Genomic DNA, 26,688 nt, shown 5'->3' with positions numbered 1-26,688 from the left:
TTTTATGCTATGTGGTGCCCGTTGACGGCTCCTGGCCTGTCCGGGTGTGTCAAAAACCTAACCCAGTTTAAGTCGCATCGTGCGATCTCTGCTGGATAACCTGTGTGAACCCTATGTCTACTGTTACAACTAACGAATCTACCGGTATGGAAAGTTTTGCTGCGCTCTTCGAGGAATCGTTGTCGCGTCAAGATATGCGCTCCGGCGAAGTTATTTCCGCTGAAGTCGTGCGCCTCGACCACAATTTCGTGATCGTGAACGCTGGCCTCAAATCCGAAGCATTCATCCCTGTCGAAGAATTCAAGAACGACCACGGCGAACTGGAAGTCAAAGTTGGTGACTTCGTTTCCGTGGCGATCGAATCGCTGGAAAACGGTTTCGGCGATACCATCCTGTCGCGCGATAAAGCCAAGCGTCTGGCTTCGTGGCTGGCTCTGGAAAAAGCGATGGAATCGGGCGAAATCGTCGTCGGTACCGTCAATGGTAAAGTCAAAGGCGGTCTGACCGTGTTGACCAACGGCATCCGCGCATTCCTGCCGGGCTCGCTGGTTGATACCCGTCCTGTCAAAGACACCACCCCATTCGAAGGCAAAACCCTCGAATTCAAAGTGATCAAGCTGGATCGCAAGCGTAACAACGTGGTTCTGTCCCGCCGCGCCGTCATCGAAGCTTCGATGGGCGAAGAGCGTCAGAAACTGATGGAAACGCTGAAAGAAGGCACGGTCGTGACCGGCGTCGTCAAAAATATCACCGACTACGGCGCGTTCGTGGATCTGGGCGGTATCGATGGCTTGCTGCACATCACCGACCTGGCATGGCGCCGTGTACGTCACCCGTCGGAAGTACTGACGGTTGGCCAGGAAATCACCGCCAAAGTCCTGAAATACGATCAAGAGAAAAACCGTGTTTCGCTGGGCGTGAAACAACTGGGCGACGATCCTTGGACCGGTCTGTCCCGTCGTTACCCACAAAGCACCCGTCTGTTCGGTAAAGTAACGAACCTGACCGACTACGGCGCGTTCGTTGAAGTGGAACAGGGTATCGAAGGTCTGGTACACGTTTCCGAAATGGACTGGACGAACAAAAACGTTGCTCCTAACAAAGTTGTCCAACTGGGCGACGAAGTAGAAGTCATGGTTCTGGAAATCGACGAAGAGCGTCGTCGTATCTCGCTGGGTATGAAACAGTGCAAAGCCAACCCTTGGGATGACTTTGGCGTTACCCACAAGAAGGGCGATAAAGTCCGCGGCGCGATCAAATCGATCACCGACTTCGGCGTGTTCATCGGCCTGGCCGGCAACATCGACGGTCTGGTTCACCTGTCCGACCTGTCCTGGACCGAAACCGGCGAAGAAGCCGTGCGTCGCTTCAAGAAAGGTGACGAACTGGAAGCCATCGTTCTGGCCATCGACGTTGAGCGCGAGCGCGTTTCCCTGGGCGTCAAGCAACTGGAAGGTGACCCATTCAACAACTTCGCAGCCATGAACGACAAAGGCTCGCTGGTAACCGGTACCGTTAAATCGGTTGAGCCTAAAGGCGCCGTGATCCAACTGTCCGAAGAAGTTGAAGGCTACCTGCGCGCTTCCGAAATCTCGCGTGACCGCGTTGAAGATGCTGGTACGCACCTGAAAGTCGGCGACACCGTCGAAGCAATGGTGTTGAACATCGACCGCAAAGCCCGTGGTATCCAACTGTCGATCAAAGCGAAAGACAACGTTGAAACCCAGGAAGCCATGCAGAAGATGGCAGCTACCGACAACAACGCAGCTTCGGGCACCACCAGCCTGGGCGCCTTGTTGAAAGCTAAGTTCGATAACAAGAACTAAGACTGCGGATACGGCAGATGACAAAGTCCGAGCTGATCAACCGCCTCGCTGAGCGTTATTCTCAGCTGGTGGCGAAAGATGCGGAGTATGCCGTCAAGACCATTCTCGATGCGATGACCAACGCCTTGGCGACCGGTCAGCGTATCGAGATCCGCGGTTTTGGCAGTTTTGCCCTGAACAGCAGGCCCCCGCGTATAGGCCGCAACCCGAAATCCGGCGACAAGGTGATGGTTCCTGAAAAACGGGTACCCCACTTCAAACCGGGCAAACAGTTGCGCGAGCGGGTGGACGCGATGGTCGGGCAACCGATTATCGAGGATTAATCGTCTGCTGGAAGGCGACATAGAAAGCGGCGTCCTTGGATGCCGCTTTTTTTTGTTAATATGCTGTAGAGCACTGACCAAACCTACTGCGCGTCGCGCTTTGCGGCCTGCGATGCTCACCGTACTTCAGTACGGTTGCGCTTCTCGGCCACAAATCACTGCCGCTCGCTACAGTTTTATCAGCGCTCTACGTTTGTGCCATGTTGGCACTGGCATTTTTTGTTCTCTCTGGACCTATCGATGAAAATCATCTCCACCATCGTTGGCTGTGTTCTTTTCGTCCTGTTCTTCAGTTTTGCGCTGAAGAATGCGCAGGTTGTCGACCTGCATGTTTTCCTCAATTATGAAATTCGCGGCCCCCTGGTCCTGATGCTGCTGGGCTTTTTTGTCGCTGGCGCCAGCCTGGGCGTACTGGCCCTGACGCCGACCGTGTTCCGTCACCGCCGCGAAGCGACCAAGCAAAAAACCACCATTGCCGCGCTGCAGACCGTTGGCGTGGCCAGCAATGTCCAACCGCAACCGGACAGCGTGAGCGCGCAGTAAGCGGCGCCGTCGCTCCTATCTCTCTTACTCGAATAAAAACAATCGCATGGATTTTGAACTCTGGTGGCTCTTGGGTATCCCGGTGTTTTTCGCGCTGGGCTGGATTGCCGCGCGTGTGGACATTCATCAACTGGTATCCGAATCGCGCAGCCTGCCGCGCAATTACTTCAAGGGCTTGAATTTCCTGCTCAATGAACAGCATGACAAGGCCATCGATGCCTTTATCGAAGTCGTCAAGCTGGACCCGGAATCGGCCGATATGCACTTTGCGCTGGGCAACCTGTTCCGCCGCCGCGGCGAAACGGAGCGCGCCATCCGCGTGCACCAGAATTTGCTGGCGCGCCCGGATCTGCCGCTGGAACAGCAGGGCCATGCCGCCTACGAGCTGGGCATGGATTACCTGAAAGCGGGTCTGCTGGACCGCGCCGAAGAAACCTTCAACAGCCTGGTCGACACGCAATATGCGGCCCAGGCGCGCCGCGCACTGCTGGAAATCTACCAGCGCGAAAAGGAATGGCCACGCGCCATCGAAGCGGCCGTGGGCTTGCAGGAATCGGGCGCCGGTGCGCGCCAAAAGGAAATCGCCCAGTTCTATTGCGAACTGGCGCATGACGCCCTCGTGCACATGAAGCCGGACGACGCCATGCCGCTGCTGGAAAAAGCCTTGCAGACGGACCGCAAGAGCGTGCGCGCCACCATCCTGACGGGCGACGTGCTGCTGGCGCGCGGCGACGTGGAAGGCGCGCTGACGACCTGGCGCCGCGTGGAGCAGCAAAGCGTGCCGCACGTGGCACTGGTGGCGCAGCGCCTGATGGACGGGTATACCAAGGTGGGCCGTGCTCAAGAGGGCGTCAACCTGCTGCGTTCCTACCTGGAAGAGGCGTCGTCGATCGACTTGATCGAAGTCGTCTTCAAGGCCGTCATCGAACTCGACGGCGTGGAAGCGGCGAAGCAGCTGGTCAGCGCCGAGCTGCGCCGCACGCCGACCCTGCTGGGCCTGGATAAATTGCTGGAAGCGCGCATGATGGATGCGCCGGCCGCCATCTGGTCGGAGCTGTCGATGGTGAAAAACCTCGTGCACGGCTACACGCAGAAGCTGGCCCGCTACCAGTGCAGCCACTGCGGCTTCAAGGCGCGCCAGTTCTACTGGCACTGCCCGGGCTGCAACAAGTGGGAAACCTACCCCCCGCGTCGCACGGAAGAACTCAACGTCATGAATTAGTCGTGCTCACCACAGGGCCCATGGCTGCGTTGCAGCGCCTCGCCGTACTATTCGTACTGTCTTCGGCGCCGCGCCTTGCCCTGAACCCTGTGCTGCGCACTTGTAGGTCAGAGATATATATTACAAATACGGCACAACCATGAAAATCACCATTATCGGCACGGGCTATGTGGGCCTCGTGACCGGCGCCTGCCTGGCGGAACTGGGCAACGACGTCTTTTGCCTCGACCTGGACGCACAGAAGGTGGCCTTGCTCAACAGCGGCGGCATCCCCATCCATGAACCGGGCCTGGAAGAAGTCGTGGCGCGCAACCGCGCCGCCGGCCGCATGACCTTTTCCACCGATGTCGAGGCGGCCGCCGCGCACGGTGTGATGCAATTCATCGCCGTCGGCACGCCGCCCGATGAAGACGGTTCGGCCGACCTGCAATACGTGCTGGCGGCAGCGCGCGGCATCGGCAAGTACATGACGGACTTCAAGGTCATCGTCGACAAGTCGACCGTGCCCGTCGGCACGGCTGAAAAAGTGCGCGCCGCCATCCAGGGCGAACTTGATGCGCGCGGCGTGTCCGCCACGTTCTCGGTGGCGTCGAACCCGGAATTCCTCAAGGAAGGCGCGGCCGTCGAAGACTTCATGCGCCCGGACCGTATCGTCATCGGCGTCGACACGACGCCGGACGGCGAGCGCGCGCGCGAATTGCTGAAAAGCCTGTACGCGCCGTTCAACCGCAACCACGAGCGCACTTACTGGATGGACGTGCGTTCGGCCGAATTCACGAAGTATGCGGCCAACGCCATGCTGGCCACGCGCATTTCGTTCATGAATGAACTGGCGAACCTGGCCGACAAGGTGGGCGTGGACATCGAAGCTGTGCGCCACGGCATCGGCTCCGACCCGCGCATCGGCCACAGCTTCCTGTACGCCGGTTGCGGCTATGGCGGTTCCTGCTTCCCGAAAGACGTGCAGGCGCTCGAGCGCACGGCGCGCGGCCACGGCCAGGAATTGCTGATCCTGCGTGCTGTCGAGGCCGTCAATGATCAGCAGAAGCAGGTGCTGGGCCGCAAAGTGGTCACTCGCTTCGGCGAAGATTTGACGGGCCGGCATTTTGCCGTGTGGGGCCTGGCCTTCAAGCCGAATACGGACGACATGCGCGAAGCGTCGGCCCGCGTGCTGCTGGCCGACTTGCTGGGGCGCGGCGCCACGGTAGCCGTCTACGATCCTGTTGCAATGACCGAGGCAAAGCGGGTGCTGCAACTGGACTTGACGCCGGAGCAATTGGCGAGGGTGCGCTTTGCCGACAGTCCGAAGGATGCGCTGACGGACGCCGATGCGCTGGCCATCGTGACCGAATGGAAAGCCTTCCGCAGCCCTGACTTCGAGCAGGTCAAGGCGCGCCTGAAGCAAGCCGTGATCTTTGACGGGCGCAACTTGTTCGAGCCGGCCGTCATGGCCGAGAATGGCATCGAATACCACGGGATCGGTCGCTCGATCCTGACGCGCGCATGAGCGCCCAAGAGGTAGTCGCCTTGACGGCGCCGGCCGCATTGGCCCAGGTACGCCTGCTGGTAGTGGGCGATGTGATGCTGGACCGTTACTGGTTCGGCGACGTCAGCCGTATTTCCCCGGAAGCGCCCGTGCCCATCGTGCGCATCGAGAAGCGCGAAGAGCGCCTGGGTGGCGCGGCCAACGTGGCGCGCAACGCGGCCGCGCTGGGAGCGAAGACGGGCTTGCTGGGCGTGGTGGGCGATGACGAGGCCGGCAGCCAGGTCGAGCGCCTGCTCGAAGGCGGCGGTATTCACAGTTATCTGCAGCGCGATGCGGCCATTTCCACCATCATCAAGCTGCGCGTGATCGGCCGCCAGCAGCAGATGTTGCGCATCGACTTCGAGGATGCGCCCAGCGATACGGTGCTGCGCGACAAGCTGGCGCAGTTTAATGCCCTCTTGCCGCACTACGACGTGGTGGTCCTGTCCGACTACGCCAAGGGCAGCCTGGTGAACGTGGCCGAGATGATCAAGGCGGCGAGAAAGGCTGGTAAGATCGTCATGGTCGACCCGAAAGGCGATGATTTCAGCCGCTATACGGGAGCGTCAGTGCTCACTCCGAACAAGTCCGAACTGCGCCGCGTGATCGGCAGCTGGAATACGGAAGAGCAACTGACGGAACGCGCGCAGCAGATGCGCGCGCAGCTGGGCCTGGACGCCTTGTTGCTGACCCGTTCCGAAGAAGGCATGAGCTTGTACACGGCCGATGAGGTGGTGCACATGCCGACCGATGCGCGCGAAGTGTTCGACGTCTCGGGCGCTGGCGACACGGTGATCGCCACCATGGCGGCCATGCTGGGCGCCGGCATGGGCCTGGGCGACGCCGTGCGCACGGCCAACCGGGCTGGCGGCATCGTCGTCGGCAAGCTGGGCACGGCCACCGTCACCCGCGACGAGCTATTCCCGCAGTAACTTTGCTGTATTGCCTGCGCCAGTCCGTTTGATCTGGCGCAGGTTTTCCCATCCTTCCGCTGTCCTGTCTTGTCAACCGTATCACGCCACAGCCGTTAAGCCGTTAAGGCGCTGTTCCTCCTTTGCGTTCGAGTCATCTTGAAACCACCTTACGGAGAGATATCCATGTTCAAAAAAATACTGCTGGCCATTGCCACCCTGATCGCGACGATGGGCTTTGCCTTTGCCCAGGTCGATGTCAACAAGGCGGACCAGGCGGCACTCGACAGCGTCAAGGGCATCGGCCCCGTCACGTCGAAAGCCATCATCGATGAGCGTGCCAAGGGCGGCGCCTTCAAGGATTGGGCAGATTTCGAAACCCGCGTGAAGGGCATCGGTCCGAAAAGTTCCGTGAAACTGTCGGAAGCGGGCTTGCAAGTGAATGGCCAGGCCAAGTCCGGCGCGCCAGCGGCGCCCGCTCAGGCGGCGAAAGCTGCCCCGGCAAACGCTGCTGTGAAGGAAGTTGCAGCGAAAGAAGCCGCACCGAAGCCAGTTGCTGCGACCGACACCGCTGCGGCGCCAGCCAAGACAGCCGCAGAAACGAAGAAAGAAGCTGCTGCCGCGAAGAAAGAAGCCAAGGCCGCCGCTGCCGCCGCGAAAAAAGAAGCTGCCGCCGCCAAGGCGGTGCCAGCTGCAGCGCCTGCTCCTGCTGCTGCAGCGGCCGATGCCGCGCCCGTGAAAACGGCTGCCGAAACGAGGAAGGAAGCCGCTGCTGCGAAGAAGGCGGCAACGGCCGCCAAGAAAGAAGCCAAGGCTGCGGAAGCGGCTGCGAAGAAGGAAGCAAAATTGGCTGCAGCCGATGCGAAGAAGGCTGAAGCCGAGAAAAAGTAAGCATCTTGCTGTAAGGCGTGTTGCGTGGTGGTGCCGCGCAGCACGAGAAGAAAACCCCGCGTGGTACCGGCCGCGCGGGGTTTTTTTATGCGCCTACAGCTGCGACTCGATCGGCAGCCAGCGCATCACGGACACCAGCATGCGGCGCCAGAAGCCCGCTTCGGGATCGTGCGTCCACACCTTGGCTGGCTCTTCGGTGGCGTCCGACCAGCGCAGGGCGCCGTTATCGAGGAGTAAACGGTAGCTGGTGTCGCTAGCCGTCGAGTGCAGGAACAGCGCGCGCATGTCGGCCGCCAGCGCGGCATCGTCGAACAGCACGCCCATTTCCGTGTTCAGCTGGGCCGAGCGGGGATCGAGGTTGAAGGAGCCGACGAAGCCCCGCTGGCCGTCGACCACCACGGCCTTGGTATGCAGGCTGGCGCGGCTAGACCCCATCAGGCTGATGCGCTTGCGGTGCAGGGTCTTCAATTCAAACAGTTCGATGCCGCCGCCCAGCAGCGCCTGGCGGTAGCGCGCATAGCCCGCGTGCACGAGGGCCACATCGGTGGCCGCCAACGAGTTGGTCAGCACCTGAACCTGGACGCCCGCGGCGACCTTGCCGGCCAGGGTTTGTGTCAGCTCTGTGCCGGGCACGAAGTATGGCGAGGTCAGCAGCGCTTCCTCGCGCGCGTCCGTCAGCAGGGGCAGCAAGCTGTGCATGAGCCAGTGCTCGCTGCGCTGCAAACTGGCCACGGGCGCCGCTTTTTCCGGCGGATCCGACAATACCTGCACTTGCGCGCTCCAGTGCAGGCGCAACCGGCCATCCAGGTGGGCCTGCAGCTGGCCCGCATCGGTCAGCTGCCGCAAGTACGGCGAGGCGCCCAGTTCTCCGGTCAGCGCGTCGAGGCGGCTGCGCACTGCGGGCAACTGCGGCAGTTCCGGCGCGCCCGCATGCTTGTCAGCGTGCAAGGCCCTGATGGGGATGACGGCGCGGCTGTTCCAGAAACGGTCGAAGATGTCGCTCGTCTGTTGTACGGCGGGGCCCACCAGCAGCAAGTCGGCATCCTGGAAATTGACTTGTTCGGCGGCATCGAAGTATTCATCGCCGATATTGCGTCCGCCGACGAGGGCGACCCTGCCGTCGACGATCCAGGCCTTGTTGTGCATGCGCCGGTTCAGGCTGACGGCGCGCAAGGCCATTTCCACGGCGCGCAACCAGATGCCGTCGCGGTTGCGGCTCGGATTGAAGATGCGCACGTCGATCAGCGGGTGGCTGTCGAGCGCGAGGATGGCGGCGTCCTGGCCGCGCGCATTGATATCGTCGAGCAATACCCGCACTCGCACGCCGCGGTCGGCTGCGCGCAGCAGTTCGCGCACCAGCAGCCGTCCCGTGACGTCGTTATGCCAGATGTAGTATTGCAGGTCGAGGCTGCGGCCCGCTTCGCGCGCGCTCAGGGCGCGCAGGGCGAACGCTTCCAGATTGTCGTCGATCAGGGCCGTGCCGCTGTGGCCCGGGCGTTGCGCCAGTTGTGGTGCCAGCACGCTGTCGAGCAGGGTGGCGTCGGTGGCCACGGGCAAGGCCGTGCCTGGCGTCCCCAGCGAACGCTCGGCGAAGCGCCCGTAGCTGTACAGGGCGGCGATGCTGAGCACGGCAAACAGCGTGGCCAGCAGCAACAGTTTGACGAGCATGCGGCGCACCGTCAGCGCACCGCAGGCATGCTGCGGCACGAGGAAAGCTTGGCGGTGTGGGGCATGCGGTCTCTTTCAGCTGGATGGCAACAGCCGATTGTAGCAGTTTCTACAATGCACGATTTTCAGGTCGAACCCGCGGGCAGCCGCGCCAGGAAGCCGTGAATTTGCGATACCACGGCCGCCCCTTCACCGACGGCGGCCGCCACGCGCTTGGTCGAGCCTGCCCGCACGTCGCCGATGGCAAACACGCCAGGCACGCTCGTTTCCAGCGCGGCCCGGTCAGGCAAGTCGGGTGGCGGGTAGGGCAAATGCGCGGCGTGGCCGTGGGCGCGGCATTCGGCGCGCGTGACGTCGAAGCCGGTGCGGATAAAACCCTGTTCGTCGACGGCAACGGCGCAGTCGTGCAGCCAGTCCGTGTTCGGATCGGCGCCGACGAAGAGAAACACGCGGCGCACGGCGCAATCGGCTTCCTCGCCCGTGCGGTTGTTGCGCCAGCGCACCTCCGTCAAGCCGTCGTCGTCGCCTTCGAGGGCGATGATTTCCGTGTGCGTATGCAAGGTGATGTTGGGCGTGGCGGCGATGCGCTCGATCAGATAGCTCGACATGCTGGCCGCCAGCCCTTCGCCACGGATCACCATGTGGACCCTGGCGGCGTGGCCGGAGAGAAAGACAGCGGCCTGGCCGGCCGAATTGCCGCCGCCGACCAGGATGATTTCTTCCTGCCGGCACAGCTTGGCCTCGATGGGCGAGGCCCAGTAATACACGCCCCGTCCCTCATACGTTTTCAAGTTCGCCAGCGAGGGGCGGCGGTAGCGCGCGCCGCAGGACAGCACCACCGTGCGGGCGCGCACCTGCGTGCCGTCGCACAAGTTGACGCGCAGGGGCCAGGTATCGCACAGCAGGTTGGCGGCGCTGGCCGGGGTGGCGATCTCGACGCCGAACTTTTGCGCCTGCACATAGGCGCGTCCCGCCAGCGCGCGGCCGGAAATGCCGGTGGGAAAACCCAGGTAATTTTCGATACGCGCGCTGGCGCCGGCCTGGCCACCGTACGCGCGCTGTTCCAGCGCCAGCACGGTCAGGCCTTCGGATGCCGCATACACGGCGGTAGCCAGGCCGGCGGGGCCGGCGCCCACCACCAGCACGTCAAAAATCTTGTCGCCGGACAAATCGGGCAGCATGCCCAGGCAGCGTCCCAGTTCCGCATTGCCGGGATTCTTCATGATCTTGCCGTCTGGACAGACCACCAGCGGCCAATCCTGCGGCGTGGGCCGGTAGCGCTCGGCCAGCGCGGCGGCGGCCGCATCGGTGGCCGGATCGAGCACCGTGTGCGGATGGCCGTTGCTCGATAAAAAGCTTTGCAGGTGGAACAGATTGCCATTGCCGCGCGGTCCCACCAGCACGGGGCCGCCCGAATTCGATTCGATCAGCGCCACGCGGCGCAGGATCAGGGCGCGCACGATGCGTTCGCCCATCTCCGCCTCGGCCACGATCAGCGCGCGCAAGGATTCCGAACTGATGTCGAGCAATTCCACCGCGCCCACGGCGCTGCCGTTGACGAGGGTGGGACGGCCGGACAACTGCGCCACTTCGGCAATGAAGTGGCCGACGCCCACCTCGCGCAGCAGCGACGCCTGTCCCAGCACTTCGTGGCGCTTGATGCTGACCCGCCCGGACAGTATTACCAGCATGCCGAAGCTGCTGCTGCCCGCCTCGAACAGCGTATCGCCATCGGCAAAGCGCTGCAAGGTGCCATAACGCTGCAAGCGCTGCAATTCGAGCGCATTGAAAACGGGCGAGATCTGGTGGCTGCGGCCCTGCAAGTCGAGCGTGGCGAACTGGACGGGATCGTCCTGCGTTGTTTCGGGAATGAATTCGGGTGTGCTGCTGGCCATGGCGAGTCCGTTCGGAGGCTGAATAAGCAAATAACAAAAATAACTAACAGTGACGAGTCTAGCGCATGCGGCGCGCGCCTGCCGCAATACCCCTTGCGCACGCCCGGAAATGGCAGCGCGGCAGGCGCCGTGCGGCAGGTGGCGGCGCAGCCGGACGTGCATGCGGGCCCGGATGCCGCCGCCGATGAGCGATACGCCGTCCAGCATCTCATATTAGAATGGGTCTTTGTTGAATCTACCCAAACAGACACGATGGCTTACAAGACACTTGAAGATACGATAGGCAATACTCCGCTGGTGCAGCTGACGCGCTTGCCGGGTGCCGATGCGCTTGCGCGCAACAACGTCATCCTGGGCAAGTTGGAGGGCAATAATCCGGCTGGCTCCGTGAAGGACCGCGCTGCCATGTCCATGCTCAAGCGCGCCGAAGAGCGCGGCGTCATCAAGCCAGGCGATACCCTGATCGAGGCGACCAGCGGCAACACGGGCATCGCGCTGGCCATGGCCGCCGCCTTGCGCGGCTACAAGATGCTGCTCTTGATGCCCGACAATCTCAGCGTGGAACGCCGCCAGAGCATGGCCGCCTACGGCGCCGACATCTTGTTGACGCCGAAGACGGGCGGCATGGAATATGCGCGCGACCTGGCCGAGCAGATGCAGAAGGATGGCCGCGGCGTGATCCTCGACCAGTTCGCCAATGAAGACAATTCGCGCGCCCACTATGAAAGCACGGGACCGGAAATCTGGCGCGACACGGATGGCCGGGTCACGCATTTCGTCAGCGCCATGGGCACGACGGGCACCATCATGGGTGTGTCGCGCTATTTGAAAGAGCAGAATCCCGCCATCCAGATCATCGGCGCGCAGCCCGAGGAAGGTTCGCAGATTCCCGGCATCCGCAAATGGCCGGAAGCGTACTTGCCGAAAATCTACGACAAGTCGCGCGTGGATCAGGTGGAATACGTGAGCCAGGGCGTGGCCGAGCGCATGGCGCGCAGCCTGGCGGCGGAAGAGGGCTTGTTTTGCGGCATCTCGGCAGCCGGCGCGTGCGAAATCGCGCTGCGCATCTCGCAAACGGTGGAAAACGCGACCATCGTGTTTGTCGTCTGCGACCGCGGCGACCGCTACTTGTCCACCGGTGTGTTTCCTGCTTGATAGTTGATACGGGAAAATAATGTCGGCCAGAACAGCCTGAGAAGTGCTGGAAATACCCCCTCCCCATGGCGGGGAGGGAAAACCTGCGAAACTGGCAGGATCAGCCTTGTGGCGTTTCGCCTTCTTTTGGCTTGAATTGTTTGTCGCTGATACGGAATTTGTTGCGGCGGTCACCCATCAGGTAACGCAGGTCGCGGATGCTCAGGTCGCTGACTTCATGCATGCGTATCAGCAGCGATGCGCCGACCGGCAGGCGGTGGTGACGGATTTTGCTGATGACTGGCGGCGCTACTTCCAGCGCGCGCGACAGGGCTGCGTCGTTTTTCAGGCGCAGGTTCTCGATCAGGGTATCGAGTAATCTGTTTGGGTTGTACTGCAGCAGATCGTCGGAGTCCGAATCGCTGTTCATATCAATGCCGACTTGGTTTGTCATGATGTTAATGTTCCTTCTGTAGTTGCACTGCAAAGTAAAAAACACTCGGAGCTCGCTCTTGCTGCGTTCATGTTCATTCTTTACTAAAAGGAACGAATTCACACACGGTACGATCCGGGATACAGTTTTTCATGATATATACACAATTGTACAGCAGGATTCAATTTCAGGCGGGAAAGCCTGGAAATCTTGCTTTGTACAAAATTGGTGTTGTCTAGCTGCAACACCTATTTATTCTTTATTATGCTCTATGATAGAACAAAAATTGTACTTTGACAAAAGTTAAGTATAAAACCATTTCTGCATTCCGTGCCGCACAAAGGCTGGCGAGCAAGGCTGGCACATGTTATCGGCCCTACCATAGACTTGTTTTCTGGTCGCTTCAACATCGCTTACGCTTTCTTACAAGTAATATTATAACTTTACACTGACTTTCGGTTAGCGTGCGCGCACTTGACTGATGGCCTTGCCCAAATCTATGACTGACATGGCATAAAAATAACTTCTGTTGTACTGAGTTATAGCAAAGAAGTTATTGGTTGCCAAGTAATACTCAGTTGCTTCTGAACCATTTTGCAAATCGATCAGGCCGAACAACATGTTCTGGGGCGTGGCCGAGACGGTACTCACGCCGGCCTCCTGCAATTCCCCCAAGCGGTACTTGGCCTGCAAGCCCTGACCAATGAATTTTTCCCAGGCGTGGCTGGACGAAACGGTGACGGGATACGTGCTGATGGCCGGGTCATCGCGCCGCCAGCCGTGCTCGACGAGGAAATGCGCGACGCTGCCGATGGCGTCGGCCGTGGAATTGCGCAGATCGATGTGATTATCGCCATCGAAGTCCACCGCATATTTCATGATACTGCTAGGCATGAACTGGGGCAGGCCGATGGCGCCCGCATACGAGCCGAGCAAGGTCAAGGGATCGATGCCATCCTTGCGCGCATACAGCAGCGCATTTTCCAGTTCTCCCTTGAAAAACTCCATGCGCGCGGCCCGGGTCGGGCTGTCCGGATAGGAAAACGCCAGGGTGGTCAGCGCGTCGAGCACGCGGAAGCGGCCCGTGTTGCGTCCGTACACGGTTTCCACGCCGATGATGCCGACGATGATCTCGGCCGGCACGCCATATTCGCGCTCCGCGCGCGCCAGCGCTTCCGCGTTCTCTTCCCAGAATTTCACGCCCGCATTGATGCGCACCGGCTCGATGAAGCGGGCGCTGTACGCTTGCCAGTTCTTCGGCTTGCCCGGCGGGGCCGGCTTCATCAGCTGCACGGTCGACTCGACATAGCGCACCTTGCCGATCAGGGTATCGAGTTCGGCGCGGTCAAAGCCATGTTTGGTGGACATGTCGTCGAGGAAGGTGCGGACTTCTTTCCAGTTGGCATAGTCGACAAATTCGCCTTCGAAGTCGAATTTCGCCGGTGCTTTCTTCGCCACCGGCTTGCCTGCCACCTTCTTGACGGGCTGGGCCTTGGCTGCGCGCACGGCACGGGCGCGGTCGGCAGCGGAAATATTGCTGTTTTCGCCAGCGTGCGCGGTGGACAAGCACAGGGGAAGGGAGAGGAGCAGGGACAGGGCGGAGGTTTTGATCGGTAACAAGGAGCGTCTCATCGGCATTGGGTTAACAGGCGGCGCAAGCTGCGCCGCGCGCGGAGTTGTTCGTCTGGCTTGGCATTACCATACTTCATCGCGGCATAGATTGCCAGAAACTGTGCGATGGCGGCGTGCGCCTCGGGCGTGGCTTTGCCTGCGGCCAACCGGGCAGCATAACCGTGCGGACCCTCATGCGGCGCACGGCTGTAGCCGCGCCGCGCCTGCTGGCGGCAAAACTGCGCGTACAGGAAGTCGAGCGGATCGCCTTGCCGGGCCTGGCGCCACCAGACCAGTGCGCCGGCCACGGCGGCCAGCAGGGCCAGCACGGCGCAAGCGAGTGCCAGTTTCTTCGCTGGCAAGTTTTTCAAGCCATCGAGCATGGCGCGCTGGCGTTGCGGCGTGGTGTCGAGCACCCAGCTGCTCCAGGCGTATTCTGCCTGCTGCCATTGCTGGCGCCACGCGGCAAGCGCGCCGTGCGCGCCGCCATCGAGTCCGGCCAGGGCGCGCCACGCCGTCAGCGGCGACGGGGCCGGTGGCAGGGCGGCATCGAGGTTGCGCTCCGTGCGCAGGGGCGCGACGGCGCTGGTGGGATCGACGCGCACCCAGCCCCGGCCGGCCAGCCACACTTCGCTCCAGGCATGGGCGTCGGACTGGCGCACGCTCAAGCTGTTGTCTGACCCGTTGCGCAGGCCGCCCTGGTAGCCCGTGACGACACGTGCGGGAATGCCCATGGCGCGCATCAGCACGACAAAGCTGCCCGCGTAATGTTCGCAAAAGCCCGCGTGCGTGGTAAACAGGAAGTCGTCGACGCCATGCTTGCCCAGCAGCGGCGGCTGCAGGGTGTAGCGGAAGGGCGCGCGGCGGAAGTGTTCAAACACGGCGGCGATGGCGTCGGCGGGCGCCAGCGCCTGCGCGCCATGGCCACGCAATGCGCGGGCCCAGACCACGCTGCGTGGATTGCTGCCAGCGGGCAAGGCCAGCCATGGCTGTTGCTGGGCAAAAGACAGGCCCGCCTGCAGCCGGTAGCGGGGCTGGGAACTGACGCGGTAACGCACGGTCGAAGTAATGGGCTGTGTGGTCAGCACTTCCAGCGCGGACGACACGACATATGGATTGCCGGGCAGGCGCTCGATGCTGCGCGGCACGTCGAGCGCGAAGATGCGCCGCTGGCCGCTCGCTTGCAAGCTGACTTCGTAGTGGCTGGGCTGGCCTTCCAGCGCGATATCTATCCGGCTGTCGCTGGCAGGCGCGCGCCGGCCCGCACCCCTGCGCGTCCAAGTGGCGCCGTCGTAGTCGCCCAGCACCACGCCGCGCCAATACAGCTGGTCTTGCGGCGGGAGCGGCGTGGAAAAGCGCGCCGTGAAGACAGGTTCGCTTGACAGGGCCAGCGAGGCGATGGCGCCCGGCTGCATGCTGTCGGACAAGCCTGTGCGCGCTTGCGCGCCTTCTGCTGCGGCGCCCCACAGGGGGCCGTCGATGCGCGGCACGGCAAGAAACATCACGACCGACAGGGGAAGGGCCAGCGCCAGCAGGCGTCCCAGCAAGCTTAACCGTTGCGCCAGGCGCGGCTGCACGGCGCCATACTGGGCCGACAGCAGGGCTGCCAGCAGGACGATGACGGTGGCCAGCATCCAGGCGGCGCTGAGTATGCCTTGCGTATGAAAGAAGTTCGCCAGCAGAAGGAAAAAACTGAGGAAGACAAAGACGAAGATGTCGCGCCGGCCATGCATTTCCAATGATTTCAAGGCCAGCAGCAAGGCCAGCATGGCTACGCCCGCGTCGCGTCCCAGCACGGTGCCGTAGCTGGCGTAGACGGCGGCGATGCCGAGCAAGGCCAGCGGCGCGAGCAGGGCTAGCTGCGGCTGGCGTCGGCCCCGCACGGTGATGGCGGCGCGCCACAGCAGGAGGGCGGCAGCGATGGCCGACAGCCACGGGGGCAGGTGCAGCGCGTGCGGCGCCAGCACCATGGCGGCGGCCAGCAACAGCAGCACAATGTCGGCCTTGTCGCGCGGCAAGTTGCTCAACCATTGCCTCATGCTATGGCCTCCTCCTGCGGCAAATCATGCAGGGTCAGCGCGCGCAGGCAGGCGTCGCGCTGGCTGGCACCCAGGGCCGGCGCCAAGGTCAGGGCGCCCAGGCGCAAGCCATATGGCAGGCCCGAGCGTTCCGCCTGCAGCACCCAGGCGGCCAGGCGCGCCAGGCGCGCTTCCGGCGCCAGCGCGTGCAGGGGGGCGTATTCGAGCATGATGCTGCCACGGGCTGCGCCCGTTTGCGCGTCGGCGGCTGGCTGGAATTGCTTGCTGAATAAATGCTCGCCGTCATGGCGGGCGATCTGGCGCCAGGCCAGGCGGTGCAGGGGATCGCCTGGCTGGTAGGCGCGCACGCCGGCCAGTTCCAGGGCGCCGCCGGGCGAGTGCGGTTGATGTCGTGTCTGCTTTGCCGGCTGTTCCGTTCCGGCAGGCACGGGCAGCGGCGGCGCGTTGTGCTCGGGCTGCGGATACACGAGCGCGCGCGCGTCGGGCTGCCAATGGCACCAGGCGATAAACAGGCCCAGCGGGAAGCTGCCCGACAGGCGCACGGCTGGAGCGTCCAGCCAGCCCCGTTGCGGCGCCGCTACGACGATGCTGACGGCTGTTTCCCAGTGGGCGGCGATATCGGCCGGGCTGGGTGCTGCCCTTGAATCGCGCACGCTCAGGTGGATCGCATGGCGCGGGCGGGCGCTGCGGTTGATCAGGCGCAAGGTGAACGTGGCCTGGCTGCCCGCGAACACGGGTTTGCCGGGCGTCGCGGCCAGCGCCAGGCCCGCCAGGTTACGGCTGGCAAACACCATGTCGGCGATGGCGCAGGCGGCCGCGAAATACGTCAGCGCGTAGCCCAGACCCAGGCGGTAATTGACGGCGGCGATCCACAGCGCCAGCAGCAGCGCGGCAAAGGCCAGGCCCGCGCGCGAGGGACGGATGTGCACGCGCTGCGCGCCCAGCCAGGGACGCGCCGGCGGCCATCGGATAGTGCGCTGGCGCACGGCGGTCAGACGGGGGTCGCCAGCAGCAATTGCTGCAGCAGGCTGCGGCTGTCCGTGGACCCTTGCGCCGCATGCAGGCGGTGGGCGCAGACGGGCAAGAGTACGGCTTGCACATCGTCGGGCGTGACGTGGTCGCGTCCTGCCAGGGCGGCCCAGGCGCGCGCCGCCTGCAGCAAGGCCAGCGCGGCGCGCGGGCTCAGGCCATCGGCAAACACGCCCGGCACGCGGGTGGCGTGCACGAGTGCCAGCACATAGTCGACGACGGCAGGCGAAGCGTGGATGGCGCGCAGGCCCGCTTGCGCCTGCAGCAATTCTTCCGCGTTCATCACGGCCGGCAAGGTGTGCAGCATGGCGCGGCGGTCGGCGCCCAGCAGCAGTTCCCGTTCGGCGGCCGCATCGGGATAGCCGAGGGTGACGCACATGAGAAAACGGTCGAGCTGCGATTCGGGCAGGGGGAAGGTGCCCAACTGGTGCGCGCAGTTTTGCGTGGCGATGACGAAAAACGGCTGCGGCAGCGCGCGCGTGACGCCGTCGAGGCTCACTTGCCGCTCTTCCATCGCTTCGAGCAAGCCCGATTGCGTCTTCGGTGTGGCGCGGTTGATCTCGTCGGCCAGCAGCACCTGCGTAAACAGGGGGCCAGGGTGAAAGATGAAGCTGGCGCTGCCCCGGTCATACACGCTCATGCCGGCCACGTCGGCGGGCAGCAGGTCGCTGGTGAATTGCTGGCGCTTCCATTGCAGGCCCAGCGAGATGGCCAGCGCGTGCGCCAAGGTCGTCTTGCCCACGCCGGGCACGTCCTCGATCAGCAGGTGGCCGCCGGCCAGTACGCAGGCGAGGGTCTGGCGGATCTGCAAGTGTTTGCCGACGAGAACTTCGCCGATCTGCTGTGCGGCCTGGTGTATTTTCGAAAACATGCTATTTCTATCACAGTAAGACGGATTATTTAATTTACAATCGCTTTGGCCAGGTCAAACGGCACCGCCCGCCCGCTGCGCGCTCGTGGTAGATTAGAGTGACAGCAAAGGCGGCAAGGGCGGCACAGACCAGCCAGTGATTTTATGCGAGAACGCGCCAGGCAGGCAGGAATGCTCTGCAGGAACTCCGGCGCACGTTCCCGGTATGGATAGAGAGCAGAGACAGAGGTAACCAGTACAGCGCATGAGCACAGCCATTTATACCCATCCCGATTGCCAGCGCCATGAAATGGGCGACTGGCATCCCGAATCGCCGGCCCGCTTGCAGGCCATCAACGATCAATTGATCCTCGCGCACATCAGCGACCTGGTCGAGCACCGCGACGGCGTGCGCGCGCAATTGTCCGATATCGAGCGCAACCACAGCGCCACGGCCATCGGCCTGGTGCGCGACAATGTGCCGCCGGAGGGCGACTACTATCCGCTCGATGGCGACACCTTGCTCAACGCACACAGCTACGAGGCAGCGCTGGCCGCCGCTGGCTCGGCCGTGGCGGCCACGGACGCCGTCATCGACGGCGAGATCAGCAACGCCTTTTGCGCGATCCGTCCGCCCGGCCACCATGCGCGGCCCAGCGAGCCCATGGGTTTTTGCCTGTTCAATAATATCGCCATCGCCGCCAAGCATGCGCTCGACGTTCGCGGGCTCGAACGGGTCGCCATCGTCGATTTCGACGTACATCACGGCAATGGCACGGCCGAATCCGTGGCGCACGATCCGCGCATCCTGATGGTCAGCTTTTTCCAGCATCCGTTTTATCCGTACAGCGACGTGGAATCGTATACGGACACGCGCGTCAACGTGCCCGTGCCCGCCCGCTCGAAAGGCGACGCCGTGCGCCAGCTGGTGCTTGACCACTGGCTGCCCGCGCTGCACCGGCAGCAGCCGCAGATGATTTTCATTTCCGCTGGTTTCGATGCCCACCGCGAAGACGATGTGGGCGGCATGGGCCTGGTGGAGGCCGACTACACGTGGATGACGCAGCAGATGATGGCCGTGGCCAATCAGTATGGCAAGGGGCGCATCGTCAGCTGCCTCGAGGGGGGTTACAACCTGTCGTCCCTGGGCCGCAGCGTGGCCGCGCACGTGAAGGCGCTGGCGGAGCTGTAAGGGCGCAGCGGTCGTTACAGCAAGGTGGGACGGCTGCGGGAATTCGTGTGGCGGTGAGTCTGGTAGTCGAGTGCATCGCCGGCCATGAAGCGGCGCCAGGCTTGCGTGTAGACGAGCGATGATTTTTCCGCGTCGAAGCTGTCGAGCTGCAACATGTCGCGGTGGTGCTTGATTTCGTTGACCAACTGGTCATACAGCACCTGCAAGCCATAGCTGTCCGCGCTCTGGCGTTTCAATCGCTCTTGCAGCTGCGCCACTTGCCCCTGCAACTGCCGGCACTCCTTCTTCCATTGCAACAGGCTGCCATTGCGCGGCACGCGCTTGGGCGCCGCCTTGGCCGGGCGCGCGCTGCCACGTTCGCATGCCGCTGGCGCCTTGCCAGTGTGTTCCATCACCATATCGAGCTATCCCTATCGCCTATCTCCCTGTACCCGGCGCTAGCCAGCCTGGAAAATAATTGCTTTTCATTTAAGAGGCGATATTAGAGCACACTTTTATTTCTTTCAGCAAATATAAGAATCCATGTGGAAATATTTGACTTGGCTTCCCGGGTGCGCCTTACTGGCGCTGCGCTGCCTGCAAGGGCGCTGCCGGGGCGGCTTCGGCCATATTGTCGTCGTCGGCATAGGTCAGGGTCAGCAGGGTATTGTCGTTCCAGTTCGCGTCATGCAGCGGCGGCACGTAGCGCTGCCGGTCTTGCGTGACGCGGATGTCCAGCGTGCGCTCGCCCGAGCGCGCCTGCACGGCGATCAGCTTGCGCACCACGGGAAACGGCACGTGGATCAGCGACGAGTGGCACGGCCCGCCCGCCAGGCGGAACAGGTTGCGCCGGACAAAGGGCAGATCATCCTGCTCGACGGCCCAGCGGATTTCGCATTCCAGGCGCAAGTCGCCCAAGCGGCGCACATTCTGGGGCAGGCCCGGCGTGTGGATGTCGGCGCGCCAGCGCAAGGTGTCGCGCTTCTTGTTGCTGACCAGGTCGGCATTCGCATCGTAGGCGGTCTTGTCGCGCGACAAGGTGAAGCCGCCGTCCGCTGCCAGCGGCACGGGGATCGACAGGTTGTCGGCCGACAGGTGCAGCGTCACGCCATCGAGCCTGGCCTGGGGCGTGGCGGGGATCAGCATGAAGCGCAGCGGCGCGCCAGGCGCCAGGCGCTGGTGGTCGGCATACGCGTCGAGTCCCTTGAGCATGGTGCGGTAGGGGCGCAGGTCGGGATCGCGCGTGCCTTGCACGTCGACAATCTGCTGCATTTCCTGGTGCACCGCGTCGCCCGGCGGCGCCGCTTGTTCCTGGGCCATGGCGGGCAGCAGGCTGGCGTAAAGGGAGGCGAGGAGGCAAAAGCGGGGAAAGTGCATGGAATGCGTGCCAGGTTAAGCGTGCGATGGGAAACCGTCCAGGCTGGACGGACTGCGGATCTTATCATTCATGTAACTGCCAAATTATCACCAATTGTCTCGTTCATGTCGCACGGCTGGCGCTGGCGGCGGAAAATGGGACGTCGTGGCGGCAACCACGTAAAATAGCGGATTGACCGAACGATTTTGAAAGCAAGAGCATGGCGATACAATGGTACCCAGGACACATGAACGCGGCCCGCAAGAAAGCGGCCGAGACCATGGAAAACACCGATCTGGTGATTGAAGTGGTGGACGCGCGCCTGCCGGCAGCCAGCTGCAATCCCATGGTGGACGAGCTGCGCCTGTTCCGCCAGCGTCCTTGCCTGAAAATTCTCAACAAGACCGACCTGGCCGATCCTGCCGCGACCGCCGCCTGGGTGGCCTATTTCAATGCCCAGGAAGGCGTGACCGCGTATGCGATGACGACCAAGAAGCCGGGCGACGTGGCGCGCATTCCGGACTTGGCCAAATCGCTGGCGCCGCACCGTGGCGTGCCGACGAAGCCGCTGCGTATCATGATCATGGGCATCCCCAACGTGGGCAAGTCGACCCTGATGAACGCGCTGCTGAAAAAGCGCGTGGCCAAGGTGGGCGACGAGCCGGCCGTGACGAAAATGCAGCAAAAGCTGTACCTGGACAAGAACACCATCCTCGTCGACACGCCCGGCATGCTGTGGCCGAAGATCGCCATCCCCAGCGACGGCCTGATGCTGGCGGCCAGTCACGCCATCGGCTCGAATGCGCTGATCGAAGAGGAAGTGGCCGTGTTCCTGGCCGAGGAATTGCTCAAGCGCTACCCGGACTTGCTGGCGGCCCGCTACGGCACCAAGGTCGATGAAGTCGACGCCATCGGCGTGGTCGAGGGCATCGCCGCCAAGCGCGGCTTTCGCATCAAGGGCGGCGACTACGATTTCGAGAAAGCGTCGCACACCTTGCTGCTCGATTACCGCAGCGGCATCCTGGGACGCATTTCGCTGGAAACACCGGACACGCGCGCGGCCCTGCTGGCCCAGCACGCGGCCGAGATGGCGGAAAAAGCGGCCAAGGCAGCGGAGATCGCCGCTGAAAAGGCAAAGAATGCGGCGCGGGGCAAGCGCGGCACGTAAATCAAATGACACCCATGCAAAAAGCGCCGCGACATCACTGTCGCGGCGCTTTTTTTATGCGGCGTCGCCTTCTCCAAACCTGAAGCTGGTGACCGCCAGCGCCCCAAAGAAATCCTCCTCGTGGTACACGACGTGCGCCGCTTCCTGTTCGGCCGCGCCGAGCGCCACCATCAGCGGCAGCAAGTGATCTTCTTGCGGATGGGCCTGGCGCGCACCCGGCGCCTGGTCCCAGGCCAGCAACTGTTCCAGCCGCTGCTGCGGCGGCAGGGCCATCGCCTGGCGCAGCCAGGCGTCGAACTGGTGCGAGGCGACGGCGCCCGCCTGGCCGAACTGGCGCAGGTTATGGTAACTGAGGCCACTGCCGAGTATCAGCACACCCTGCCGGCGCAAACTGGCCAGCGCGCGGCCCACCTCGACGTGCGTGAGCGGATCGTAGCCGTGTTTCAGCGACAATTGCACCAGCGGCATGTCCGCTTGCGGGTAGATGGGGAACAGGGCGCTGAAGGTGCCGTGGTCGAAACCCCGCTCGTGGTCCAGGCGCGCCGGATGGCCGGCTGCATCGAGCAACTGCTTGACTTGCGCCGCCAGTTCCGGCGCGCCGGGCGCCGGGTACTGGATCTGATACGTGTGCGGCGGAAAGCCCGAATAATCGTAGATCATGCCCGGCCGGGGACTGGCCGACACGAGAAATTGCGGCCCTTCCCAGTGCGCCGTGACCACCAGCACGGCCTTCGGCCGCGCACCGACCTGGCGCGGTATATCCTGCAAGGATGCTTCGAGCACGTCGTAGCGGCCGCCGAACTGATCTTTCATGAACGGCCACGGGCCGCCGCCGTGCGATAGGAAATAGGTGGGGAAGGTGTGCTCTTGCATGGCGGCTCCGGAGTGGAATGACTGATCCTATCGATGATAGTCATGCGCGGTCAGTTGATCAAGATCGCAATTATTGATATATCATTTCCATTTTGTTGATGATTGGGCCGTCATGGATACCTTGCGCAGCATGCGCGTGTTTCGCGCCGTGGTGGAACTGGACAGCTTTGTGCGCGCCAGCGAGCGCCTGGATCTGTCGCCGGCCATGGTCAGCAAGCATGTGATGCACCTGGAGCGCCACCTGGGCGCGCGGCTGCTGAACCGCAGCAGCCGTCACCTGAGCCTGACGGAAATCGGCAAAGTGTATTTTGAACAGTGCCGCGACATGCTCGACAATCTTGACGAGGTGGAAGCGACCGTGGGCCGCACGACGGTGGTGCCGCGCGGCATGCTGCGCCTGAGCGCCCCCGTCTGGTTCGCCAACGCCATCTTTACGCGCACCCTGGCAGCCTATCGTGAACGTTTTCCGGAAGTGACGTTCGACATCGACTTGAGCGGAAGAGTGGTCAATTTGGTGGAAGAGGGGTTTGACCTTGCCCTGCGCGTGAGCCAGGCGCCGTCGCCGACCCTGATCGCGCGGCCCATCGGCAGCATTGCTTTTCACCTGGTGGCCGCGCCCGCCTACCTGGCGCGCGCGGGCCACCCGCAAACACCGCAGGACCTGGCGCGGCACGCCATGATCAGCTATTCCTTGTTGTCAAATGGAAATGAACTGGCCTTCGACGGGCCGCAGGGACACGAGACGGTGAAGTTCTCGCCCGTGCTGCAATGCAATAACGAAAGCCTGCTGCACGCGGCCGCGCTCGACGGCATGGGCATCGCCCTGCTACCGTCGTGGCAGACGGATGCCGACCTGGCGGCGGGGCGGCTGGTGCGCCTCTTCGCTGATTTCAAGCTGGCGGGCGGCAAGGTGTACGCCGTCTACACGAGCCGCCGCTACCTGTCCTCGAAAGTGCGCACCTTCATCGACTTCCTGGCCGATGAAGGGCGCCTGGGGCCTGACTAGCCGAGAGAGCGCTTGACGTCGATCAGCGCGAACAGGCGCGCGCTGCGCATCCACGCCAGCACCAGCGCTGCCAGCTGCGTCACCAGCAAGCCGGCCACGATGGCCAGTGGACCGGGCGTGGCCAGGTTCAGGCGCGCCACGCCCAGCAGCGCATACAGCGCCAGTCCCAGCAAGGTGATGACGAGGTAGATGGCCAGGCAGGCCAGCGGACGCCGGCGCAGCATGCCCAGTCCCCGCCACCAGGCCTTGACGGCCGAGCTGCGACGACGGTCGACGGCCAGCGCCGCGCGGCCGGCGTCGAGCGTGGCGCAGGCCAGCAGGAACAGCAAGCCCGTGAGCAGCAAGGCCAGGTGACGGACCAGGTCGGCATCGGCTTCCAGGATGGCTTTTGCCGCGTGCTTGTCGGCCAGTTTCAGTGCGCCAGCGCCGATGGCCAGCGCCACGCCCAGCGGCACGATGCTCCACAGCAGCATGCGCAGCATGCGGCCGTACTCGCTGAAGGCGCCCGTCAGCAGGGGGCCGAAGCCGAGTGGCGCAGGCGCGCGCGCGGCCGTCACCACCAGGCCGCTCAACAGCGGCGACAGCAGCAAGGCCAGGACGATGCCGGTGATGGCGGCCTGGCTGATGGCGGCGCCGTTGCGTCCCGCATTGGCCACCAGGTCGGCCAGGGTCATCAGGTCGAGCTTGTGCGCCAGGGCCGCCGCATGCACGGCGTTATCGAGGCTGGCGCTCAAGGTACGCCAGAGGGGAATGACGGCAAGGATGGTGGGGATCAGCAGCAGGCCCGCCCACAGCAGCAGCAAGCGCCATTGCAGGGCGGCGCGGCTGGCGCGCGTGGTCAGGGTCAGGCCGCTGGCCCGTGTCGTGGAAGTGGCGCTCATACGATGGCAATCAGGGAAAGGAGGTATTGGAAGGCGGCGGCAAGGTCGACGCTCCAGCGCCGCGCGGCCGAGGTATCGGCCTTCAGGGTGCGGCTGTCATCGAGCTTGTTGACGTCGAGGTAGTGCACGCGGTCGGGATCGAGTTCGGCTGAGACAGCTTTTACGGGCTTGCTCCACGTGTAGCGCTGCCACAGCTGGTCGTTGTCCCAGACCACGCGCTCGGAGGTGCCGTCGGCGAACTTCACCAGCAGCACTTGCGGCACGGGCGCGCCGCGGCGGCGCAAGACCACGCTGGTCAGGTAGGGATACGGGCCCGTGCCGGGCTTGGCGTCCGGATGCGCCTTGTCCCACGCCGCGCGTACTTTTTTCTCCTCTTTTTCCAGCGCCTCGGCCGTGTGTTCCACGCGCTTGCCGTTCACCAGCGCCATGCCGGCCAGCGGCGTCTGCTCTTCGCTGGTGAAGGTACCGATGCGGTCGTCGATATTCGCGCTGGCATAGACTTGCTGCGCGAAGACCTGTTCCACGATGCGCCGCTGACCCGTCGCCTCGGCCAGCGTTTCGCGCAGGTCGGCCACGCTCGGGTGGCGGAATTTCCACTGTTCGTAGTAGGCCTTGAAGCCCCGTTCCATGGCTTCGCTGCCGATCCGCGCTTCCAGGTCGCGCATGGTGATGGCCGTGCGGCTGTAGACGGGGCCAACGCCTTGCAGGCGGTTCCACGCGTTCTGGCCCAGCGGGTCGGCCGCATCCTGGCGCGGTGCGGCCATGCGCTCGAACTCGAAGACCTTGAAGGCGGGACCGAAGCCCAGGCGCTTGAGCAGGGGCGTGGTGGCGTGGATATCCTGGCCGCGCGCGCGCAGCATGCGCTGGTCCCAGTACTCGTTCAAGCCTTCGTCGAGCATGGGTTCCTCGAACTCGTTCGAGGCCAGGATGCCATAGAAATAGCCATGGCCGAATTCGTGGATGGTGACGAAATCGAGGCCGAATTCGGGAATGGTCTTCGGCTGCAGCTTGGCGTAGCTCGAGGCGGTGATGAAGGTCGGATATTCCATGCCGCCCGCTTCGGCCGCATTAAACGGCGGAATCACCACCGTCAGCGTCTTGTACGGATACGGGCCCAGGGTGCGCGAGAAATACGTGAGCGAGTCCTTGGCCGCCTGCAGCGCGGGCGCCGCGTTCGATGCGTACTCGGGCGGGTACAGCACCTTGATGGTCACGGGCGGGCTGCCAGGACCGCTCCAGTTGCCCGTCAGTGGCTGCGCGCTGCGCTTGTCGGCCGTCCAGGCGAAATCGTGCACGTCGCCCTGCACATAATGATGCGTGAGCATGCCGTTCTTTTCCTGCGGCGCGCCCTGCAGTTCGCCCGTGGCGCCCACCGTGTACTCCTTGGGCACGGTCAACTTCACGTCATAGTTGCCGAAATCGGCGTAGAACTCCGAATTGAGGTGGAATTCATGCGCGTTCCAGCGCGGCGCGGTGGCGCCCCGTTCGCCGGGCAGTTCCAGCACGGCGATCTTGGGGAACCACTGGCCCACCAGGTGGAAGCTGCCGAAATAGCCGGTGCGCGCGATGACGCGCGGCAGTTGGTCGAAGAAGCGGATGTCGAGCGTCGTCTCGGCGCCCGGCGCGACGGCCTGCGGCAAGTCGACGCGCACGACCGTGCGGTCGGTGGCCGGGCCGTTGTCAGGCTGGACGAAATGCCAGGGCGCCTTGGCGCCGTTCTGCGTCATGCTGCGTAGTTCGATGTAGCCCCACTCGCCGTCGCGCGTGTCGACGCCCGAGCGGAAGCCCGTATCGAGCTTGCGCTTCTCGGTGAAGAAGGTCGAATGTTCGCCTTCGAACGCATTCAGGTACAGGTGCAGGTACACGCTGCTGACGGCTTGCGCGCTGCGGTTGCGCCAGCGCAGTTTCTGCTGGCCGGCTATGGTGTGCTTGACGGGATCGAGCGTCGCTTCGATCTGGTAGTCGACCACGCGGTCCGACAGGGTCGCTTGCGGGCCCGTGCGCGCACCGCCCCAGGCGTTGCTGGCGCTGGGCGTGCTGACGGCCGACGCGTGCGGCGACGCCAGGGCGATGCCGTCGGCGGACGGCGCCAGCGGCATGGGCGCGCCGGCCGGCTTGCCTTGGCCCGGCTGGGCGAACAGGTCGGCCTGCAGGGCAAGGCCGGCCAGCAGCAGGGCGGTGATGGAAAGGGCTTTGAGCTTGCCCGAGATGGGGAAAAAACCAATGCTGCGGCGCGTGCCGCGGGGACTTGGCGGCCCCTGGCGCGTTGTGCTACGACTTTCCATGCGTGACTCCCACAGTGACTTCTTATTGTTGATTTTTAAATGCAGTC

23 protein-coding genes are annotated in these 26,688 nt (G+C 63.4%); 11 read left to right on the top strand and 12 right to left on the bottom strand.

Annotated features, from left to right (window positions below; all coding sequences use genetic code 11):
* The first annotated feature begins 113 nt into the window (after positions 1-113).
* From rpsA to ACQ4WY_RS20385, 7 genes are all read left to right on the top strand, one after another.
* Positions 114-1,826, top strand: a complete 1,713-nt coding sequence (gene rpsA / locus ACQ4WY_RS20415; protein ID WP_071650172.1) for a 30S ribosomal protein S1 — start codon at positions 114-116, stop codon at positions 1,824-1,826.
* A 17-nt stretch (positions 1,827-1,843) separates the two neighbouring features.
* Entirely contained in the window at positions 1,844-2,149 is a 306-nt protein-coding gene (locus ACQ4WY_RS20410) for an integration host factor subunit beta (RefSeq protein ID WP_008446215.1), read from the top strand.
* A gap of 240 nt (positions 2,150-2,389) precedes the next feature.
* Positions 2,390-2,692, top strand: coding sequence for a LapA family protein (locus tag ACQ4WY_RS20405; RefSeq protein WP_034751796.1), 303 nt, complete (start codon positions 2,390-2,392; stop codon positions 2,690-2,692).
* A gap of 46 nt (positions 2,693-2,738) precedes the next feature.
* The gene (gene lapB / locus ACQ4WY_RS20400; protein ID WP_034782020.1) at positions 2,739-3,914 is read left to right on the top strand and encodes a lipopolysaccharide assembly protein LapB; all 1,176 of its coding nucleotides are present in this window, start codon (positions 2,739-2,741) and stop codon (positions 3,912-3,914) included.
* Between the two features lie 139 nt (positions 3,915-4,053).
* On the top strand, positions 4,054-5,421 hold the full coding sequence (locus tag ACQ4WY_RS20395; protein WP_353658477.1) for a UDP-glucose dehydrogenase family protein: 1,368 nt from the start codon (positions 4,054-4,056) through the stop codon (positions 5,419-5,421).
* On the top strand, positions 5,418-6,371 hold the full coding sequence (gene rfaE1, locus ACQ4WY_RS20390; protein WP_353658476.1) for a D-glycero-beta-D-manno-heptose-7-phosphate kinase: 954 nt from the start codon (positions 5,418-5,420) through the stop codon (positions 6,369-6,371). Before ACQ4WY_RS20395 ends, rfaE1 begins: the two co-directional genes overlap by 4 nt.
* Positions 6,372-6,536: 165 nt before the next feature.
* A complete protein-coding gene (locus tag ACQ4WY_RS20385) occupies positions 6,537-7,241 on the top strand; it encodes a ComEA family DNA-binding protein (RefSeq protein WP_436505604.1) in 705 nt (234 codons plus the stop codon).
* Between the two features lie 93 nt (positions 7,242-7,334).
* Here ACQ4WY_RS20385 and ACQ4WY_RS20380 read toward each other — a convergent pair whose 3' ends face one another.
* Together ACQ4WY_RS20380 and ACQ4WY_RS20375 are read right to left on the bottom strand one after the other, a co-directional pair.
* Positions 7,335-8,948, bottom strand: a complete 1,614-nt coding sequence (locus ACQ4WY_RS20380) for a phospholipase D family protein (RefSeq protein WP_436505603.1) — start codon at positions 8,946-8,948, stop codon at positions 7,335-7,337.
* A gap of 86 nt (positions 8,949-9,034) precedes the next feature.
* Entirely contained in the window at positions 9,035-10,804 is a 1,770-nt protein-coding gene (locus tag ACQ4WY_RS20375; protein WP_436505601.1) for an FAD-dependent oxidoreductase, read from the bottom strand.
* A 252-nt stretch (positions 10,805-11,056) separates the two neighbouring features.
* Here ACQ4WY_RS20375 and cysM point away from each other — a divergent pair, with 252 nt between their 5' ends.
* The gene (cysM, locus tag ACQ4WY_RS20370; protein WP_353658471.1) at positions 11,057-11,959 is read left to right on the top strand and encodes a cysteine synthase CysM; all 903 of its coding nucleotides are present in this window, start codon (positions 11,057-11,059) and stop codon (positions 11,957-11,959) included.
* Between the two features lie 100 nt (positions 11,960-12,059).
* On the opposite strand, the gene ACQ4WY_RS20365 is transcribed toward cysM, so the two are convergent.
* The 5 genes from ACQ4WY_RS20365 to ACQ4WY_RS20345 all read right to left on the bottom strand — a co-directional run bounded on the left by ACQ4WY_RS20365 (position 12,060) and on the right by ACQ4WY_RS20345 (position 17,921).
* Positions 12,060-12,392: a hypothetical protein gene (locus ACQ4WY_RS20365; RefSeq protein ID WP_034751784.1), complete on the bottom strand. Its 333-nt coding sequence runs from the start codon at positions 12,390-12,392 to the stop codon at positions 12,060-12,062.
* A 438-nt stretch (positions 12,393-12,830) separates the two neighbouring features.
* The gene (gene mltB, locus ACQ4WY_RS20360) at positions 12,831-14,009 is read right to left on the bottom strand and encodes a lytic murein transglycosylase B (RefSeq protein WP_436505599.1); all 1,179 of its coding nucleotides are present in this window, start codon (positions 14,007-14,009) and stop codon (positions 12,831-12,833) included.
* A complete protein-coding gene (locus tag ACQ4WY_RS20355) occupies positions 14,000-16,021 on the bottom strand; it encodes a transglutaminase TgpA family protein (protein WP_436505597.1) in 2,022 nt (673 codons plus the stop codon). Before ACQ4WY_RS20355 ends, mltB begins: the two co-directional genes overlap by 10 nt.
* Positions 16,018-17,007, bottom strand: a complete 990-nt coding sequence (locus ACQ4WY_RS20350) for a DUF58 domain-containing protein (RefSeq protein ID WP_436505596.1) — start codon at positions 17,005-17,007, stop codon at positions 16,018-16,020. The genes ACQ4WY_RS20355 and ACQ4WY_RS20350 overlap by 4 nt, the downstream gene beginning before the upstream one ends.
* 5 nt (positions 17,008-17,012) lie before the next feature.
* Complete coding sequence (locus tag ACQ4WY_RS20345) at positions 17,013-17,921, bottom strand: AAA family ATPase (RefSeq protein WP_436505594.1); 909 nt, start codon at positions 17,919-17,921, stop codon at positions 17,013-17,015.
* A gap of 244 nt (positions 17,922-18,165) precedes the next feature.
* On the opposite strand from ACQ4WY_RS20345, the gene ACQ4WY_RS20340 reads away from it, so the two are divergent.
* A complete protein-coding gene (locus tag ACQ4WY_RS20340; protein ID WP_436505593.1) occupies positions 18,166-19,092 on the top strand; it encodes a histone deacetylase family protein in 927 nt (308 codons plus the stop codon).
* Positions 19,093-19,106: 14 nt separating this feature from the next.
* Here ACQ4WY_RS20340 and ACQ4WY_RS20335 read toward each other — a convergent pair whose 3' ends face one another.
* Together ACQ4WY_RS20335 and ACQ4WY_RS20330 are read right to left on the bottom strand one after the other, a co-directional pair.
* The gene (locus ACQ4WY_RS20335) at positions 19,107-19,484 is read right to left on the bottom strand and encodes a hypothetical protein (protein ID WP_436505592.1); all 378 of its coding nucleotides are present in this window, start codon (positions 19,482-19,484) and stop codon (positions 19,107-19,109) included.
* 166 nt (positions 19,485-19,650) lie between these two features.
* A complete protein-coding gene (locus ACQ4WY_RS20330) occupies positions 19,651-20,448 on the bottom strand; it encodes a hypothetical protein (RefSeq protein WP_436505591.1) in 798 nt (265 codons plus the stop codon).
* Between the two features lie 227 nt (positions 20,449-20,675).
* Between ACQ4WY_RS20330 and ylqF the strand changes: the two genes are divergently transcribed.
* Entirely contained in the window at positions 20,676-21,596 is a 921-nt protein-coding gene (gene ylqF, locus ACQ4WY_RS20325) for a ribosome biogenesis GTPase YlqF (protein ID WP_413465205.1), read from the top strand.
* A gap of 54 nt (positions 21,597-21,650) precedes the next feature.
* Here the strand turns inward: ylqF and ACQ4WY_RS20320 are convergent, their stop codons facing one another.
* Positions 21,651-22,469 (bottom strand): DODA-type extradiol aromatic ring-opening family dioxygenase, encoded by an 819-nt coding sequence (locus ACQ4WY_RS20320; RefSeq protein ID WP_436505590.1) that lies wholly within the window; start codon positions 22,467-22,469, stop codon positions 21,651-21,653.
* A gap of 112 nt (positions 22,470-22,581) precedes the next feature.
* On the opposite strand from ACQ4WY_RS20320, the gene ACQ4WY_RS20315 reads away from it, so the two are divergent.
* Complete coding sequence (locus ACQ4WY_RS20315; RefSeq protein WP_436505589.1) at positions 22,582-23,475, top strand: LysR family transcriptional regulator; 894 nt, start codon at positions 22,582-22,584, stop codon at positions 23,473-23,475.
* Here the strand turns inward: ACQ4WY_RS20315 and ACQ4WY_RS20310 are convergent.
* A complete protein-coding gene (locus ACQ4WY_RS20310; RefSeq protein ID WP_436505588.1) occupies positions 23,472-24,356 on the bottom strand; it encodes a hypothetical protein in 885 nt (294 codons plus the stop codon). The two genes, ACQ4WY_RS20315 and ACQ4WY_RS20310, sit on opposite strands and share 4 nt — an antisense overlap.
* Positions 24,353-26,641, bottom strand: coding sequence for a M1 family metallopeptidase (locus ACQ4WY_RS20305; protein WP_436505587.1), 2,289 nt, complete (start codon positions 26,639-26,641; stop codon positions 24,353-24,355). The genes ACQ4WY_RS20310 and ACQ4WY_RS20305 overlap by 4 nt, the downstream gene beginning before the upstream one ends.
* Positions 26,642-26,688: the final 47 nt, after the last annotated feature.

The sequence above is a fragment of the Janthinobacterium salmonicoloratum genome, from assembly GCF_051380845.1.
Classification (GTDB): domain Bacteria; phylum Pseudomonadota; class Gammaproteobacteria; order Burkholderiales; family Burkholderiaceae_D; genus Janthinobacterium; species Janthinobacterium lividum_F.
The sequence above is the reverse complement of the archived record's forward strand: the minus strand, read 5'-3'. Positions and strand labels throughout refer to the sequence as shown.